At 67.9% G+C, this 17,586-nt stretch carries 13 protein-coding genes and 1 riboswitch; of the genes, 2 read left to right on the top strand and 11 right to left on the bottom strand.

Translation table 11 applies throughout. The features are described from left to right. The first annotated feature begins 17 nt into the window (after nucleotides 1–17). Nucleotides 18–884: an iron-sulfur binding domain-containing protein gene (locus Pmi06nite_RS22990; RefSeq protein ID WP_275409596.1), complete on the top strand. Its 867-nt coding sequence runs from the start codon at nucleotides 18–20 to the stop codon at nucleotides 882–884. A 173-nt stretch (nucleotides 885–1,057) separates the two neighbouring features. Here the strand turns inward: Pmi06nite_RS22990 and Pmi06nite_RS22985 are convergent, their stop codons facing one another. From Pmi06nite_RS22985 to Pmi06nite_RS22960, 6 genes are all read right to left on the bottom strand, one after another. Then, nucleotides 1,058–1,993: a TIM barrel protein gene (locus Pmi06nite_RS22985; RefSeq protein ID WP_203955149.1), complete on the bottom strand. Its 936-nt coding sequence runs from the start codon at nucleotides 1,991–1,993 to the stop codon at nucleotides 1,058–1,060. Between the two features lie 448 nt (nucleotides 1,994–2,441). Further along, on the bottom strand, nucleotides 2,442–4,943 hold the full coding sequence (locus tag Pmi06nite_RS22980; protein ID WP_203955148.1) for an ATP-dependent Clp protease ATP-binding subunit: 2,502 nt from the start codon (nucleotides 4,941–4,943) through the stop codon (nucleotides 2,442–2,444). Between the two features lie 268 nt (nucleotides 4,944–5,211). After that, nucleotides 5,212–5,556, bottom strand: a complete 345-nt coding sequence (locus Pmi06nite_RS22975) for a histone-like nucleoid-structuring protein Lsr2 (RefSeq protein ID WP_203955147.1) — start codon at nucleotides 5,554–5,556, stop codon at nucleotides 5,212–5,214. A 556-nt stretch (nucleotides 5,557–6,112) separates the two neighbouring features. Next, entirely contained in the window at nucleotides 6,113–6,667 is a 555-nt protein-coding gene (locus Pmi06nite_RS22970) for an RDD family protein (protein ID WP_203955146.1), read from the bottom strand. A gap of 164 nt (nucleotides 6,668–6,831) precedes the next feature. Then, on the bottom strand, nucleotides 6,832–8,046 hold the full coding sequence (locus tag Pmi06nite_RS22965; protein ID WP_203955145.1) for an RDD family protein: 1,215 nt from the start codon (nucleotides 8,044–8,046) through the stop codon (nucleotides 6,832–6,834). Nucleotides 8,047–8,167: 121 nt separating this feature from the next. Continuing rightward, nucleotides 8,168–8,716: an amino-acid N-acetyltransferase gene (locus tag Pmi06nite_RS22960; RefSeq protein WP_203955144.1), complete on the bottom strand. Its 549-nt coding sequence runs from the start codon at nucleotides 8,714–8,716 to the stop codon at nucleotides 8,168–8,170. A gap of 381 nt (nucleotides 8,717–9,097) precedes the next feature. Then, nucleotides 9,098–9,260, top strand: a riboswitch (cyclic di-AMP (ydaO/yuaA leader). 189 nt (nucleotides 9,261–9,449) lie between these two features. Here Pmi06nite_RS22960 and Pmi06nite_RS22955 point away from each other — a divergent pair. Next, the gene (locus tag Pmi06nite_RS22955; protein ID WP_203955143.1) at nucleotides 9,450–10,382 is read left to right on the top strand and encodes a C40 family peptidase; all 933 of its coding nucleotides are present in this window, start codon (nucleotides 9,450–9,452) and stop codon (nucleotides 10,380–10,382) included. An 80-nt stretch (nucleotides 10,383–10,462) separates the two neighbouring features. Here the strand turns inward: Pmi06nite_RS22955 and Pmi06nite_RS22950 are convergent, their stop codons facing one another. The 5 genes from Pmi06nite_RS22950 to Pmi06nite_RS22930 all read right to left on the bottom strand — a co-directional run bounded on the left by Pmi06nite_RS22950 (nucleotide 10,463) and on the right by Pmi06nite_RS22930 (nucleotide 17,553). Further along, a complete protein-coding gene (locus Pmi06nite_RS22950) occupies nucleotides 10,463–10,723 on the bottom strand; it encodes a helix-turn-helix domain-containing protein (RefSeq protein ID WP_239114131.1) in 261 nt (86 codons plus the stop codon). A gap of 306 nt (nucleotides 10,724–11,029) precedes the next feature. Then, complete coding sequence (gene lysX / locus Pmi06nite_RS22945; RefSeq protein WP_203955142.1) at nucleotides 11,030–12,508, bottom strand: bifunctional lysylphosphatidylglycerol synthetase/lysine--tRNA ligase LysX; 1,479 nt, start codon at nucleotides 12,506–12,508, stop codon at nucleotides 11,030–11,032. A gap of 20 nt (nucleotides 12,509–12,528) precedes the next feature. Continuing rightward, on the bottom strand, nucleotides 12,529–14,205 hold the full coding sequence (lysS, locus tag Pmi06nite_RS22940; protein ID WP_239114130.1) for a lysine--tRNA ligase: 1,677 nt from the start codon (nucleotides 14,203–14,205) through the stop codon (nucleotides 12,529–12,531). Between the two features lie 59 nt (nucleotides 14,206–14,264). Then, a complete protein-coding gene (locus Pmi06nite_RS22935; RefSeq protein WP_203955141.1) occupies nucleotides 14,265–15,047 on the bottom strand; it encodes a type III pantothenate kinase in 783 nt (260 codons plus the stop codon). Nucleotides 15,048–15,054: 7 nt separating this feature from the next. Further along, a complete protein-coding gene (locus Pmi06nite_RS22930; RefSeq protein ID WP_203955140.1) occupies nucleotides 15,055–17,553 on the bottom strand; it encodes an L-aspartate oxidase in 2,499 nt (832 codons plus the stop codon). Nucleotides 17,554–17,586: the final 33 nt, after the last annotated feature.

The following is a 17,586-nucleotide window of genomic DNA, read 5'->3' as shown; positions in this document are numbered from 1 at the left end:
GGCGATAAGGTCGGACGGTGGCCGCCTCACTACGTGAACCGATCCTGGACTGGTACGCCGAACACAACCGCGATCTGCCGTGGCGGCGACCCGACGCGACCCCCTGGGGAATCCTCGTCAGCGAGATCATGCTCCAGCAGACCCCCGTCGTCCGGGTGCTCCCGATCTGGGCCGACTGGATGGAGCGCTGGCCCACTCCGGAGTCCCTCGCCCAGGAGCCGCCAGGCGAGGCCGTACGCCACTGGGGCCGCCTCGGCTATCCCCGGCGGGCCCTCAACCTGCACGCGTGCGCGAAGGCCATCACCGTGGACCACGGCGGCCGGGTTCCGTCCGCCTACGACGAGCTGCGCGCCCTGCCGGGCATCGGCGACTACACGGCGGCCGCCGTGGCCAGCTTCGCCTACGGAGGCAGCCACGCCGTCCTGGACACCAACGTCCGGCGGGTTCTCGCGAGAGCCGTACAGGGGGAGGAATATCCGCCGAAGGCCACCACGGCCGCCGAGCGGCGGCTGGCCGAGTCGTTGTTGCCACCCGTCGGCGCCCCGCGCTGGGCGGTCGCCGTGATGGAGCTGGGCGCCCTGGTCTGTACGGCTCGCGCCCCCAGGTGCGACGACTGCCCGGTGGCGTCGCGGTGCGCCTGGAGGCTGGCGGGCCGCCCGGCCCACGCGGGACCGGCACGGGTGGGGCAGACCTACGCGGGCACCGACCGCCAGTGCAGGGGCCGGCTGCTGGCCGTCCTGCGCGAGGCGTACGGCCCCGTGCCGAAGGAGGCGCTGGATGCGGTGTGGGACGACCACGTCCAGCGGGAGAGGGCGCTCGACGGCCTGCTGGACGACGGGCTCGCCGAGATCCTGGAAGACGGGACCTACCGCCTCCCCGCGTGATCATGCACAGGTTCGCCGAGATCCCACCTGACCTGCGCACACCCCGATCGTGATCATGCGCAGGTTCGGCGGAACCCCACCCCACCTGCGGAAATCAGGTGCATGATCATGCACAGGTTCGGCGGAACCCCACCCCACCTGCGGAAACCAGGCGCGTGATCATGCAGGGACGGTCAGGCGGCCAGCTTGAGGCCGAGGTCGGTCAGGTTGCGGCGGGTCCAGTCGAGCTCGGCGGCGAGCCTCGCCACCAGGGCCGCCGGGCCCTTCGACTTGGGAGCCGTCCACTCGTGCGCCTCGACCTCGACATGAGCCGAGCCGTTGACCGCGCCGGACAGGATCGCGTTGAGCGTGTCCTGGAGCACCGGCTGCGTGCTCGGGATCTCCTGGCTGTGGTTGTGCACGTGCCCCAGCTTCACCACGGGCGCGCCCGCGAGAGCGAGCCCCCGGAGGGCGGCACCGCGCTCCTCCGCGCCGCAGGACAGATGGCAGGCGTCCAGGCAGACGCCGAGGTGATCGGAGTCGATGTCGCAGACCCTCGCGAGCGCCTGCTCCGTCGTCTCCAGAACGCAGCCCGGCCAGGGCTCGAACCCGACGCGGATGGTCTTGCCGGTCACGCTGTAGAGGCCGCGCAGCTCCCGCGAGAGCCGTTCGAGGCGGCGGGAGGCGATCGAGTGCAGATCGGCCGGCCAGTCGCGGCGCCAGCCGATCGGGATCGTCGAGATGCTGCCGAACCGCACATCCTCAGGGAGCAGGAAGGCGAGGATCTTCGCCAGCGACATCGTGTACCGGTACCGCTCGGGCTTCGCCCAGTCCGGCCCGAGGACGTCCTGGTTGTGGCCGCCGGACCCGTTGAGGCTGACGACCTCCAGTCCGCGTTCCTCCAGCGAACGGCGCAGCCGTACCAGCTCGATGCGGTCGGCGATGAGATGGTCGGCGACGGCGGGCGCCAGCCAAAGGCCGATTCCGAGCCGCTCGACGCCCAGCTTCCGCCGCACCGGCACCGCGTAACGGGTGAGGTGGGCGATCAGGTTCTCCAGGTCCTCGGCCGGATGTACCCCAGCGTTGTAGGCCAGGTGAACGAGCGTCCCGTCGTCGTGCAACAGGCGCATCAGGTGCCTCCCAGACGTTGTGCACTCTCCGACCATGGTCCACACGATCTGTCCCGATCGCATGGGGCCGAGGTCCCATTGGCACCGGGATCTTCCCGGCCTCCACCGAGCCTCCCGCGGATGCCCGGGTTCCCGCGTCCGTCCCGCAGCGGATTCGTACGTACGCCGCCGGGATGACTTCGAGAGCGGTCTCGCCACGTTCGCCGTCATGATCCGCATGGAACCAGGCCAGACTCTACAGAGTGTAGTACTACGTCCGGTGGCGGGATACCCGATCTAACGCAAAACCCGGACCCGAGGTGAGGTCCATATGGATGACCGGCATCGCGCCTCCGGCGTGACAGGCTCGGAGCGCTCCTCGGGCGGTCGAAACGACCTCGCACATACGCCGAGGGGCGCCCCCATCGGGGACGCCCCTCGTCGGTGCTGCTCGGTCAGTGCCGCCCGGTCAGTTCTGGATCGGCTCGGCGATGGACGCCGCCGAGTCGGGAACCACCGGAGCCTTGGACTCGCCGACGAAGGTGAACGTCGCCGCGTCGCCTTCGCCCTCGATGTCGATCTTGACGATCTGACCCGGACGCAGGTCGCCGTACAGGATCTTCTCGGACAGGCTGTCCTCCAGCTCGCGCTGGATCGTCCGGCGAAGCGGACGGGCACCCATCACCGGGTCGTACCCGCGGTCGGCAAGCAACTGCTTCGCGGCCGGGGTCAGCGCCAGTGACATGTCGCGGTCCTTCAGACGCTCGTCCACCTGGGCGAGCATCAGGTCCACGATCTGGATGATCTCCTTCGGCGTGAGCTGGTGGAAGACCACGATGTCGTCGACACGGTTGAGGAACTCGGGCCGGAAGTGCTGCTTGAGCTCCTCCTGGACCTTCGACTTCATCCGGTCGTAGTTGCTCTCGGCGTCGTTGTTCTTCGCGAAGCCCACCCCGATGCCCTTGGAGATGTCCCGGGTGCCGAGGTTGGTCGTCATGATGATGACGGTGTTCTTGAAGTCGACCACGCGACCCTGGGCGTCGGTCAGGCGACCGTCCTCCAGGATCTGGAGCAGCGAGTTGAAGATGTCCGGGTGGGCCTTCTCGATCTCGTCGAAGAGGACCACCGAGAACGGCTTGCGCCGCACCTTCTCGGTCAGCTGGCCGCCCTCCTCGTACCCGACGTAACCGGGCGGGGAGCCGAACAGCCGCGAGACCGTGTGCTTCTCCATGAACTCCGACATGTCCAGCATGATCAGCGCGTCCTCGTCCCCGAAGAGGAACTCGGCGAGCGCCTTGGACAGCTCGGTCTTGCCGACGCCGGAGGGACCGGCGAAGATGAACGACCCTCCGGGCCTTCTCGGGTCCTTCAGGCCGGCGCGCGTCCGGCGGATGGACCGGGACAGACCCTTGATCGCGTCGTCCTGGCCGATGATCCGCTTGTGGAGCTCGTCCTCCATGCGGAGCAGCCGCTGCGACTCCTCCTCGGTCAGCTTGAAGACCGGGATGCCGGTGGCCGTCGCGAGGACCTCGGCGATGAGCTCCTCGGTGACCTCGGCGACGACGTCCATGTCGCCGGCCTTCCACTCCTTCTCACGGCGCTCGCGCTTGAGCTGGAGCTGCTTCTCCTGGTCACGCAGGGCCGCGGCCTTCTCGAAGTCCTGCGCGTCTATCGCGGACTCCTTCTCGCGCCGCACGTTGGCGATCTTCTCGTCGTACTCGCGCAGGTCCGGCGGAGCGGTCATCCTGCGGATGCGCATCCGGGAGCCGGCCTCGTCGATGAGGTCGATCGCCTTGTCCGGCAGGAACCGGTCGCTGATGTACCTGTCGGCCAGCTGGGCGGCGGCCACGAGGGCGCCGTCGGTGATGGAGACCCGGTGGTGCGCCTCGTAACGGTCGCGCAGGCCCTTGAGGATCTCGATCGTGTGGCTGAGGCTCGGCTCGGCCACCTGGATCGGCTGGAAGCGGCGCTCGAGCGCGGCGTCCTTCTCCAGGTGCTTGCGGTACTCGTCCAGCGTGGTCGCGCCGATGGTCTGGAGCTCACCGCGGGCCAGCATCGGCTTGAGGATGCTCGCCGCGTCGATCGCGCCTTCGGCGGCGCCCGCTCCGACCAGCGTGTGCAGCTCGTCGATGAACAGGATGATGTCGCCGCGGGTGCGGATCTCCTTCAGCACCTTCTTGAGGCGCTCCTCGAAGTCACCGCGGTAGCGGGAGCCGGCCACCAGGGCACCCAGGTCGAGGGTGTAGAGCTGCTTGTCCTTGAGCGTCTCGGGCACCTCGCCCTTGACGATCTTCTGCGACAGGCCCTCGACGACGGCGGTCTTGCCGACGCCGGGCTCTCCCACCAGCACGGGGTTGTTCTTGGTCCTCCGGGAGAGGACCTGCATGACCCGCTCGATCTCCTTCTCCCGGCCGATGACCGGGTCGAGCTTGCCCTCACGGGCGGCCTGAGTCAGGTTGCGGCCAAACTGGTCCAGCACAAGCGAGGTCGAAGGAGCAGCCTCCTGCGGCCCACCGGCCGCCGCGGGCTCCTTCTGGTAACCATGGAGCAACTGGATGACCTGCTGCCGCACTCTGTTGAGATCAGCCCCCAGCTTCACCAGCACCTGGGCCGCCACACCCTCACCCTCACGGATGAGACCGAGCAGGATGTGCTCGGTGCCGATGTAGTTGTGGCCGAGCTGCAAGGCCTCGCGGAGCGACAGCTCAAGGACCTTCTTGGCGCGCGGGGTGAAGGGAATGTGCCCCGACGGCGCCGACTGGCCCTGGCCGATGATCTCCTCGACCTGCTGGCGCACACCCTCAAGGCTGATGCCCAGGCTCTCCAGAGCCTTGGCCGCAACGCCCTCACCCTCATGGATCAAGCCAAGAAGAATGTGCTCAGTACCGATGTAGTTGTGGTTGAGCATCCGGGCTTCTTCCTGAGCCAGGACGACAACCCGCCGCGCACGGTCGGTGAACCTTTCGAACATCTCGTCGCTCCTCACAGAGCGGTCAGGCGAGCCAGGGAGATCCGGCCCGTCGTTCCGCATGGTAGCCCCGACCCAGCGACCGCTCCCATAGCAGAAGGGTTCCCCGAGCGCGAGGCGTTCACCCTCTATCCAACCCCCTGATGGGCGCGAGATGTTCCGGATACGCCGCAAGCGAACGAGGTTTTAGGAGAGTGGAAACAGAATCGCGCGGTTATGCCGATCGTCAGAACATCCGACGACTGGCATAACCGCGCGATCAAGGGCGCAGTTAGTGCGCTGCGTCGTAGGCTTCGACGATCGATGCGGCAATACGGCCCCGCTCACTCACGGGGTGGCCGTGCGACTTCGCCCAAGCGCGGATCTCCGCGCTCTTCTCGCGGCTCATCGCACGCTGTGCACTACCGCCCACACCACGACGGCGACCTCGGGTCGAACCGGATTCGGCTCGCCGCGCACCGCCGACGAAAGGTGACAGAGCCTCACGAAGCCGCTTGGCGTTGCCGTCGCTCAGGTCAATCTCATAAGCGGCGCCGTCAATCGCGAACGCGACCGTCTCATTGGCCTCGCCGCCATCGAGATCGTCGATGAGAATCACCTGTGTGTGCTTGGCCATCCGGCAATCCTTTCGCGGAGCATAGATTTGATTCGTCAGCCAAACATATACCCGGTTTCCCGCGGCTGACAATTCAAGTTTGTGGATTCTCAGGAACCTGTGAGCTTGCTGAGTTCTCCCGCGACTCCGGTGTCGAGCGCAGGCCGGCGGCATCGGAACGTACCAACTTTACGATGCCGTACACGACCGCTCCCGCGGCGACCACGGAAGGTATCAAGGCGGACAATACATCTGTCATTCTGACTCGCTTGCGCCGGGGGTGTCTTTCACGGCACCCGCGTGAATTTCGGGATGACGTCCGGCCACCGTGGCGTTCAGCTCTGGAGGGCGTCCTCTCGACGATAGCGCCGCCAGGACCTGCTCCTCCTTCCGGGGGCACCTGTGGAGCAGAAGGTAATCCGTGTCTCTCCAGCCGCCTTACCGGATGTGGAGAAATCATACCCAGGAATGCCAAGTGGGGCGGTCCGCCGAAGCGGGCCGCCCCACCTTTCGCCCTGAGTTCAGAGGCATAGATCGCACCGTGTCGGCACGATGTCACAGTGATTTCAGCGCTGTGTCAGCGCGGAGCCTTCACCACGAGCGTGCCAGCGATCTTGTCGTGAAGTCCCTGGTGAAGAGGGCTGTCCACGATGATCAGGATGCCCAGCACGAGAACGAAGAGTCCGACGATTCCAGAGAGGGCGAAGGCCAGCGGACTGAGCACCATGACGCCCGGATAGATGGCCGAACGCTTCATGAGCGCGGACGAATCCAGTGGCGCTCCTCCTACGCCGACGAGTTGGATCTTCATGGCCTTCTTGCCGAGCGTCTGACCGTCCTTGGAGTGCAGCATGTAGTCGTAGGCCGCATAACCGAGGTAGGCGATCAACCCGCCGATCAGGCCAAGGATGCCGCTGAGAATGTAGAACACGACGGCGAACATGATGCTGTCGATGAGTCGCGCAACCCAGCGCTCCCACCATTCGGCGAGCGGGGCCGGGGCACCCGGAGGGATAGGCGCACCTTGCGGAGCGCCCCCATAAGGGCCGTAACCAGGAGGCGGATATCCGCCGGGCGGTGGCGGCGGCGCGGACTCATATGGATTCTGGCCGGGGGGTGGTTCCGCAGTCATTGGTCACCTCTCGTGACAGCGGTCGGGACATGCGTCGGTCAAGCATCGCACGGGAAACCCCGGCCGTTACGGCTTTTACTACCTACCTTCACAGTGAGCACTACTTGTATCGAAGATACGAAAACGGGGCCGATGGTCCGTTCCATCGGCCCCGTTTCGTAGCACTACTTGACCTTGACCACGATCGTCTTGGCCACCTTGTCGTGCAACGCCTGACTAAGCGGCTTGTCCCAAAGCAGCCAGAGCGCATTCACCAAGGCGAAGATGCCGGCGATCAAGGATAGGAGGAGGTTAAATCTGATCAGTTGCGGGCCGAAGAGCACACCGGCCCGCTTGGCCGCGACATCCTGCGGAAGACCTTCCGGGCCGAGCGTTCCGCCGACCTGGACGACCTTGATGCCCATGGCCATTTTTCCGAAGGTCTGTCCTCGCTGCCGGAGCATGAGGAACTCGTAGGCGATCATCCCGACGCCACCGACCAAGGCGCTGAGCAAGGCGGCGAGGAAGACGCCGCTTTCCAACGTCACGACTCCTGTTTCGGCGTCATAACCGGCGTTCGTGACCACTACGGCGGTGATGATCGCCGAGATGATGAGGAACGGGACATAGACGATGACGCCGTCGATGATCCTCGCGACCAGTCGCTGCCACCACTCGGCGAGCGGCGCCGGCGCACCCGGCGGAATCGCCGCGGGAGCGCCGTACTGCTGGCCGTACCCCGGCTGACCGTAGGCGGGTTGTCCATAAGCGGGCTGGCCGTACCCGGGCTGGCCATAACCCTGCTGACCATAGGGCTGCTGGCCGTAAGGCTGCTGGCCGTATCCGGGCTGGCCCTGACCGTACTGCTGCGTCTGGCCGTAATCGGGCTGACCGTAACCCTGCTGGCCATAGCCCTGCTGACCGTACTGCGGCTGGCCGTAACCCTGCTGGCCCTGACCGTACGGCTGGGCCGGCTGCTGAGCGTAGGGGTTCGGAGTCTGCTGGCCATAGGGGTTGGGAGGCTGCTGGCCGTAGCCGCCCTGACCTCCCTGGTCCTGAGGCTGCGCCGGCGGCTGTCCGTACGGATGGCCGGGCTGCTGGGGGTTGGCCCCCTGCTGCGCCTGCTGGCCGTACTGCTGCTGACCGTAGCCCTGTTGGCCATAGCCCTGCTGGCCATACTGCGGCTGGCCGTATCCCTGCTGGCCGTAACCCTGCTGGCCTTGAGGAGTGCCGGGCTGCTGGCCGTACCCGTATCCCTGCTGCGGACCCGGCTGGCCGACGATCGTGGCGTCCGGGTCGTAGCCCTGCTGGGACTGCTCGGTGTCCTGGCGGTCGCGTCCGCGGGCCGGAGGCGAACCATCCGGATCTTCCTGCGGGTACGGCGGCTGTCCAGTGCTCACCGTGTCACCTCGTTTCGAGTGCGCGTGCGGCACATCGTCAGGCTCGCATGCTGATATCGCCTAACGTAGCGAGACGCATATCAACAGTCACTTTTGCGCAACGTCAACAGCCCGGTCAAGATCACCGGTCGAGATGGAGCAACATCCTGGTATTGCCGAGCGTGTTGGGCTTCACATGCTCGAGATCGAGGAATTCGGCGACGCCCTCGTCATAAGACGCGAGCAACTCCGCGTATACCTCAGGTGCCACCGGAGTGCCCTGGATGGGGACGAAACCGTGGCGGCCGAAGAAGTCCACTTCGAAGGTCAGGCAGAAGACCCGCCCCACTCCTAGATCGCGCGCGGTCTCGATGAGGGCTCCGACGATGCGGTGGCCCACACCCTTGCCCCGCGCGGCCGGATCCACGGCGACGGTGCGGATCTCGGCCAGGTCCTCCCAGAGAACATGGAGAGCACCGCAGCCGACGACCGTTCCCCCCGCTTCGGCGACCCAGAACTCCTGCACGTCCTCATAGAGCGTGACCGTGCTCTTCTCCAGGAGCCGGGGACCCACTCCGGAGTACTCGTCGACGAGGCGGCGGATGACGCGCACGTCCGACGTCGTGGCCCTGCGCACGATGACCGCCGGGGGCCCGGACTCGGCAGACGTCTGCTCCGCGACCTGCTCCATGGTCCGTCAGCGTAGTCGGCGCCGCAGGTGAACCGGTTCCACGGCACCGCGGAGGCGCGAGGAATCCATTAACGGTCAGGCCCAAAAAGGGGTGCCAGATTCACGCCAGGGACGGTGCGCCGGCCAGCCCGACCGATCCCACTGGTCACTCTGTCCCCATGCTTTCAGGTTATGTCCAGGGTTGGACCTGCGCCGACCGCCCGGCAAAACGCTCCAAAACGGCTAAACCGCAGCTAGATGGGGGTGTGGGCCATTATCGGCCGTGACCTTGCCGTGATCGTTTGGTTGTGAAACCTCAACGGAATCTCGAGTTCTGGTTGAGCTAGAACCCCGGATGCACTAATGTCCAGCGACATTACCGGTCATCGTGGCCCCACACGGCGACCGGGCCGCCGAGTCTTCCGAGCACTCACGTGCGAAGTGGAGCCGGGGACCCAACTGTGCGGATCTGGACGTTCTAGATCAACAAGGGGTGAATCCGAAAGGTAGGGCTACTCCGGCCCGAACCCGTCAGCTAACCCGGTAGGCGGCAAGGAGTGCCGTACGGAACCGTGTGACCATCTGCGCATCACACGGCGACCCCGTCCGTACGACACGACACTGGAGAGGAGTCTTGTTGCGCGTGCGTCGAGAACGGGCGGCCGGTAGACATGCCCACGGCCGGCAGCCTGTGGCCGGCGGAGCCCTGTCCGGCTCCATCCGGAGATTCGCCTTAGTTGGCGTTGCGATAACCATGATCACGGTCGGCGTCCCCATGGTGGCAGCCACCGCTGAGCCCAAGCCCACCACCAAGCAACTCGCCGCCGAGGTCGAGAAGCTCTACAGCGACATCGAGACCCTCTCCGAGCAGTACAACGGCGAGCGCGTCCGTCTCAGCGCCGCCCAGCGGTCGGCCGATGTAGCCAAGAAGACCCTCGCCAAGAGCGAGTCCGAGCTCGCCGAGCGCCGCCAGAAGGCCGCCTACCTCGCGCAGAACTCGTACATGAACGGCGGCTTCGGATCCACGCCCTTCGCCCTGATGGGCGGCGTCGATCCCGAGACCTACCTCGACCAGGCCTCCACCACCTACGCCCTGGAGATGCAGCAGGGCCAGGAGGTCACCGAGGTCGCCAACGCGATGCAGGCGGCCGAGCGGGCGAAGGCCGGCGCCGCCGCGCGTGCGGCCGAGGTGAAGAAGCTGCTCTCCAGCCTCGACTCCCAGCGCAAGAAGATCACCAAGCTGGTCAAGAAGTCCGAGAGCAAGCTCTACAGCACGGTCGCCGCCAGCGTCAGCGGCGGCGCGGCCAAGCGCGTCTCCTTCCCCGTCGTCGGCGACGGCAAGGCCGCCCAGGCGGCCCGGTGGGCGCTGACACAGCAGATGAAGCCGTACGTCTGGGGAGCCGCGGGGCCGAGTTCCTACGACTGCTCAGGCCTGATGATGGCGGCCTATCACACGGTCGGGATCAGCCTCCCCCACTACACCGGCAACCAGTGGACCTCGGGCACGCACATCTCCACCAAGGACATGCGCGCCGGTGACCTCATCTTCTTCTACTCGGACCTGCACCACGTCGGTATGTACCTCGGCGGCGGCTTCATGATCCACGCTCCCCACACGGGCGACGTGGTGCGTGTGGCGCCTCTCGCCGGGCGGCCGATCGCGGGAGTGGTACGAATCGCGGACTGAGCCCCGGCGAGGCGGTCCCCGAATCATGACGCCGCAGGTCCGAGCCCGGGCCTGCGGCGAAATGCTGTGTTGAGGCGGCGCTAGATGAGCCTGCGCCGCGCTGCCCAGGCGACCGCCTCGATGGCGGTCGCCACACCGATCTGATCGCAGATGTGGCGTAGCCGCCGGCGGACCGTGCGGCCGCTCACATCCAGGCTCCGGCCCACGCGATCCGCGGTGACCCCTTTGGCGAGCTCCGCGAGGAGCAACAGATCCTCATCGTTCAGACCGGCGCGCTCGACATCCATAGCGAGGTCCACTGCGAGATCCTCGCCTCTCGTGACGACGTCAGGAAGCCCCATCGTCCCGCCCTCCCCCACGACGATGATTGGGTCGGCCCACCCTCAGGGAAGGTAAACGCCGTCCGACAAGGTCGTCAAGGTACGGCCTTGTGCAGAACGGCGCTCGGATGAGCGCTCCGCCACGGCAGCAACACTGTTCCCAGCAGTGTGAGATTCCGGATGCTTCCGGGCTTTACGGACACGTCCCGAGGGCTGGCGATTCTGGGATCCGACGGCCCGCTTCCGAGCGATCGGGTCCACCCGAATCGCTCGGATTCCGCGACTTTCGTGCCTGTAGCGGGGATGCCGGGCCGGGCCCGAGAAGGCTCAGCCGTGCGGCCTGACGAGAGGGAACAGGATCGTCTCCCGAATGTTCTTGCCGGTGAAAGCCATGATCATCCGGTCGATCCCGACGCCGAGGCCGCCGGTGGGCGGCATGGCGTACTCCAGGGCCTCCAGGAAGTCCTCGTCGAGCTGCATCGCCTCCGGGTCGCCGCCCGCGGCCAGGAGCGACTGCTCGACCAGGCGGCGGCGCTGCTCGATCGGATCGACCAGCTCGGAGTAGGCCGTGCCGAGCTCGGTGCCGAAGCCGATGAGGTCCCACTTCTCGGTCAGCAGCGGGTTGTCCCGGTGCTGACGAGTGAGGGGGGAGGTCTCCAGCGGGTAGTCCATGACGAACGTCGGCTGGATCAGCGTGTGCTCGACCAGTGCCTCGAAGATCTCCTGAACGACCTTGCCCTGGCCCCAGGCGGGCTCCCAATGCACCCCCGCCTTGTCCGCAAATTTCCGGACTTGGTCGAGGGGGAGCTCGGGTGTGACCTCCTCACCGAGTGCCGCCGAGACCGAGCCGTACAGCGTGACGCGTGGCCATTCCCGCAGGCCGAGATCGATCTGTCGTCCCTCGTGCACCACGACGGAGGTGCCGAGTGCCGCCACCACCGCCCGCTGGTACATGCGCTGGGTCAGGTCGGCCATGTCGTTGTAGTCGAGATAGGTCCCGTACGCCTCGAGCATGGTGAACTCGGGGTTGTGCGTGGCGTCCGCGCCCTCGTTGCGGAAGTTCCGGTTGATCTCGAAGACCTTCTCGATGCCGCCCACGACCAGCCGCTTGAGGTAGAGCTCGATCGCGATGCGGAGGTAGAGCTCCATGTCGTAGGCGTTGATGTGGGTCTTGAACGGCCGGGCCGCCGCGCCACCGTGGATCGGCTGCAACATCGGGGTCTCGACCTCGAGATAACCCTCCTCGTGCCAGAAGTCGCGCACCGCCCTGACCGTGGCACTGCGCAGGTACGCCATCCGCCTGGCCTCGTCGTTGACGATCAGGTCGACGTAGCGGTGCCGTACGCGCGCCTCCGGGTCGCTGAGGCCCGCGTGCTTCTCCGGCAGCGGCCGCAGGCACTTGGACGTGATCTGCCAGCTCTCCGCCATCACGGAGAGCTCGCCGCGCCGGGAGGTGACGACCTCGCCCTCGACGCCGACGTGATCGCCGAGATCGACGTCGCGCTTCCACGCGGCGAGCGACTCCTCACCGACCCGGTCGAGCGACACCATGACCTGGAGATCGCCTGAGCCGTCCCGGATCGTGGCGAAGCAGAGCTTTCCGCCGACGCGCGACAACATGACCCGGCCCGTGACGCCGACCCGGTCGCCCGTCGCCGCTCCCGCCCCCAGGTCGGCGTATTTCTCCCGGACCTCGGCGATGGTCGTGGTCCGTGGGAAGGTCACCGGGTAGGGGTCGATGCCCTGGGCGCGCAGTCGGTCCAGCTTGTCCCGGCGCACCCGCATCTGCTCAGGAAGGTCATGCATGGTCACACAGCGTACGGGCCCTACGAAGCGATCAGCCTGCGCACCCGATCACGACCCACGGTGAGCAGCAGCGTGGGCAGCCGCGGCCCCGTCTCACGGCCCACCAGCAGCCGGTAGAGGAGCGCGAAGAAGGCCCGCTGAGCAGCCTTCAGCTCGGGCGTCGCCGCCTTGGCGCTCAGATCGAGCCCGGCCTGGATCTTCGGCACGCCGTACACGAGCGCGGTCAGGCCGTCGAGCGACCAGTGCTCGTCGAGACCGTCCGCCAGCAGCTTGAGCGACTCCCGCTCGGTGGTGCCCAGGGTGGTGAGCAGCGCGGTGTCGGGCTCCTCGCGGACCTGGGTGCGCTCCTCGGCGGGGACGTAGGTCGCCACCCAGTGCTGGGCGCGGTCGAGCCTCGGCCGCAGTTCGTCCAGCCCGGCGATCTCGTGGTCGAACTCGCGGAGGATCCGCAACGTCTGCTCTTGGTCGCCACCGGTGATGTCGGCCACCGAGGCGAGCGTCCGGTACGGCAACCGCCGAGGGGTCTCGCCGAGGGTCGCCGACGCGGTGGTCGCCGCGCGGCGATGGGCCGCCTGGTCGGCCGGGAGCGCGGAGCCGTCCGCGATCTTCCTCGACAACGTGTCCCACTCGTCGTACATCCGCTGGATCTCCTGGTCGAAGGAGACCTTGAACGACTGGTTGGGCCTGCGCCGCGCGTACAGCCAGCGCAGCAGAGCGGGTTCCATGATCGAAAGGGCGTCGGCCGGGGTCGGCACGCCTCCCTTGGAACTGCTCATCTTGGCCATGCCGCTGATTCCGACGAAGGCGTACATCGGGCCGATCGGCTGATCGGCGCCGAAGATCGCCCTGACGATCTGGCCGCCGACGACGAAGGACGACCCCGGCGAGGTGTGGTCGACGCCGGACGGCTCGAACACCACGCCCTCGTAGGCCCAGCGCATCGGCCAGTCGACCTTCCACACCAGCTTGCCCCGGGTGTGCTCGGCGAGCGTCACGGTCTCGGCGTGGCCGCACGCGCAGGTGTACGCCAGGGCCGTCGTCTCGTCGTCGTAGGACGTCACCGTGGTCAGGTCACGGTCGCAGACCGAGCAGTAGGGCTTGTAGGGGTAGTAGCCGCCGGCGCCGGAGCCGTCGTCCTCCCCCGCCGCCCCCGAGCCCTCGAGGGCGGCCGCCTCGTCGTCGTCCGCGACCTTGGCCTTCGCCTTGGTGCGGTACTGGCCGAGGATGGCGTCGATCCGCCGCCGCTCGCGCATGGCGAGCAGGACCTGCTCCCGGTACGCCCCCGAGGTGTACATCTCGGTCTGGCTGATGCCGCGGAACTCGACGCCCATCTCGGCGAGGGCGGCGGCCATCGGCGCCTTGAAATGCTCGGCCCAGTTCGGGTGCGGGCTGCCGGGCGGGGCCGGCACCGAGGTCAGCGGCTTGCCGATGTGCTCGCTCCACGAGGGGTCGACGCCGGCGGGTACCTTGCGGAACCGGTCGAAGTCGTCCCACGACAGGATGTGCACGCACTCGTGCCCACGCCGCCTGATCTCGTCGGCGACCAGGTGCGGGGTCATGACCTCGCGCAGGTTGCCCAGGTGGATCGGCCCCGAGGGGCTGAGGCCGGACGCGCAGACGATGGGTTTGCCCGGCGCGCGCCGTTCGGCCTCGGCGATGACCTCATCGGCGAAACGCGCCACCCAGTCGGCGTCCATCACGGCAGTCCTCTCTCAGGGAATCCTGCCTTCTATGGTCCCGCACGCCGGGGAGTGCTTCAGGCGGTGTTCCGCGTGTAGACCAGGCGCAGGCCGATCAGGGTGAGCCACGGCTCGTGGACGTCGATCGTTCTGGCCTCGCTCACCACGAGGGGAGCGCCCGAGCCCGTGGCCACCACGGTGACGTCGTCGGGGTCGTCGGACAACTCCGCCGTCATGCGCTCGACGATGCCGTCGACCAGACCCGCGAAGCCGTAGACGATGCCCGACTGGAGGGCCTCCACCGTGTTCTTCGCGATCACCGAGCGCGGGCGGATCAGCTCGACCTTGTGCAGTTGCGCGCCGGCCGTGGCCAGGGCGTCCACCGAGATCTCCAGGCCCGGAGCCGTCACCGCCCCGATGTACTCCCCGCGGGCCGAGACGGCGTCGAACGAGGTCGCCGTGCCGAAGTCCACGATCACGCACGGCCCGCCGTACAGGGTGGCGGCGGCGAGGGCGTTGACGATGCGGTCGCTGCCGACCTCCTTGGGGTTGTCCATCCGGACGGGGACGCCCGTCCGGACGCCCGGCTCGACCACGACCGCCGTCACGTCGCCGTAGTAGCGGCGGGACATCTCGCGCATCTCGTTCAGGACCGAGGGGACGGTCGAGCAGATGGCGATGCCGCTGATGTCCGCGTCCTTGAGGATCGGCGACTGGCCGAGCAACCCCTGCAGCACGACGGCGATCTCGTCGGCGGTGCGGCGGGGGTCGGTGGCGATCCGCCAGTGCTCGATGACCTCTTCACCCTCGAACAGGCCAAGCACCGTATGGGTGTTGCTGACGTCGATGGTGAGCAGCATTCCCCGATTATGCACCACGAAGATCCAGGCCAATGTCCAGCGCCGAAGCCGAATGCGTGAGGGCTCCGACCGCCAGATAGTCGACTCCGGTCTCGGCCACGGCGCGGGCGCTGTCAAGGGTCAGCCCGCCGCTGGACTCCAGGCGTGCCCGCCCTCCGACCAGCCGTACGGCCTCGGCGAGCTGATCCACCGTGAAGTTGTCGAGCAGGATCTCCTCGGCGCCCTCGGCCAGGACCGGCTCGATCTGGTCGATCCGGTCCACCTCGACCTCGATCGCCACATCGGGGAAGGCCTGCCGTACGGCACGGAACGCCTCGGCGACGCCTCCCGCCGCAACCACGTGGTTGTCCTTGATCAGGGCGGCGTCGTGGAGGCCCATCCGGTGGTTCACCCCGCCGCCGCAGTGCACCGCGTACTTCTCCAGTGCGCGCAGGCCCGGCAGCGTCTTGCGGGTGTCCCGTACGCGGGCCTTCGTCCCGGCGACCGCGTCCACCCACCGGCTGGTGGCGGTGGCGACGCCCGACAGGTGCGTGAGGAAGTTCAGCGCGGTCCGCTCCATGGTGAGCAGGTCCCTCGTGCGGCCGTGGACGGTCATGAGAACGTCTCCGGGGCCGACCCGGTCGCCGTCCTTGACCCGGCGCTCGACGACCGTCTCCGGGCCGGCCTGGCGGAAGACGGCCTCGGCGACCACGAGCCCGGCGACCACGCCCTCCTTGCGGGCGACCAGGTCGGCCACGGCGGTCTGGTCCGTGGGGATGGTGGCGGCCGACGTCACGTCCAGCCCGCCGGCGAGGTCCTCGTCGAGAGCCGTGGACACCAGGTGGCTGAGCTGGGCGGGCTCGATGCCCAGACCGGTCAGCTCGGCGTCGATGTCGTGGGCCTGGTGTCGCATGAGCAGTCCTTCCGTTCCAAGCGAGATGTCGATGTGCAGCCGCCAGCGGTCGTCGTCGCGTTCCGGGTGGTCCTCACGCCAGTGGGCGCCGCGGGTCTCCTCCCGCTCCTTCGCCGCCGCGACCAGAGCGGACGCGACCGTGAGCAGGTTCGTGGCCTCCCACGACTCGGTGCAGGGCTCGACGGCGACCGGGGTCCAGCGGGCGTTCTCGAGGGCGCGGGCGACCTCGGCCAGGCTCTCCTCGCTGCGGAGCACCCCGGCGCCCCGGCTCATGTGGCTCTGGATCCGGGCCCTGACCCGGGGGTCGACCAGGCCCTCAGGCCGGTGCAGCGCGTCCGCCTTCTTCGGTGTCCTCGTGTGGGCGACCAGGTCGGAGGCGATGCGCTCGGCGAAGACGAGACCCTCGAGCAAGGAGTTGGAGGCGAGTCGGTTGGCGCCGTGGACGCCTGTGCAGGCCACCTCACCGCAGGCGTAGAGGCCGGGAACGCTGGTCCTGCCGTACAGGTCGGTGCGGACGCCGCCGCTGGCGTAGTGGGCGGCCGGCGCGACCGGGATCGGCTCCGTGACCGGGTCGATGCCGTGCTCGCGGCAGACCGCGAGGATCGTCGGGAACCTCGCCCGCCACTTCTCCTCGCCGAAGTCCCGGGCGTCCAGGTAGACGTGGTCGGCGCCGGTCTCGTGCATCTTCCTGGTGATCGCCTTGGCCACGACGTCGCGCGGCGCGAGGTCGGCGAGCTCGTGCACGCCCTGCATGAACCGGTCGCCGTTCACGTCGATCAGGACGGCGCCCTCGCCGCGGACCGCCTCCGACACCAGGGGCTGCTGGCCCGTCGAGCCCTCGCCGAGCCAGAGGACCGTCGGGTGGAACTGGACGAACTCGACGTCCCGCACGACCGCTCCGGCACGGAGGGCCAGCGCGACACCGTCACCCGTGGAGACGACCGGGTTGGTCGTGGCCGCGTAGACCTGGCCCATGCCGCCACTGGCCAGGACGACGGCCCCGGCGTTCGCGGCGCCGACGCCGTCCCTGGCGCCCTCTCCCATGACGTGCAGGGTCACGCCGCTCGCACGGCCTGTCTCGTCCTGGAGGAGGTCGAGGACGAGGGCGTGCTCGATGATCTCGATGCGCGGCTCGGCGAGGACGGCCTGGGTGAGGGCGCGCTGCACCTCGGCACCGGTGGCGTCGCCGCCCGCATGGACGATCCGATTGCGGCGATGGCCCCCCTCGCGGGTGAGCTGGAGCTCGCCGTCGCTGTCCCGGTCGAAACGGGCCCCGTGCCCGATGAGCCGCTTCAGCGCGTCGGGGCCCTCGGTGACCAGGATCCGCACGGCCTCCTCGTCGCAGAGTCCGACGCCCGCGATGAGGGTGTCGTTGAGGTGCTCGTCGGGGGTGTCCTCGGGGTCGAGGACCGCCGCGATGCCGCCCTGGGCCCATCGGGTGGATCCGGCGGACAGCACGTCCTTGGTGACGACGAGGACCCGCGCCTCAGGGGCGAGCTCGATGTAGGTCAGGGCCGCCGTCAGGCCGGCGATGCCCGACCCGACCACGACGACGTCGGCGTCCACACTCCATCCGGGAGCGGGAGCCGTCAGCTTTCTCGGTATCGCCACCATGAGGGGGTTCCCCTTTCGTCAATATGACGATAA

The sequence above is a fragment of the Planotetraspora mira genome (assembly GCF_016863275.1).
GTDB lineage: Bacteria > Actinomycetota > Actinomycetes > Streptosporangiales > Streptosporangiaceae > Planotetraspora > Planotetraspora mira.
This window is presented reverse-complemented; position numbering and strand designations above follow the sequence as displayed.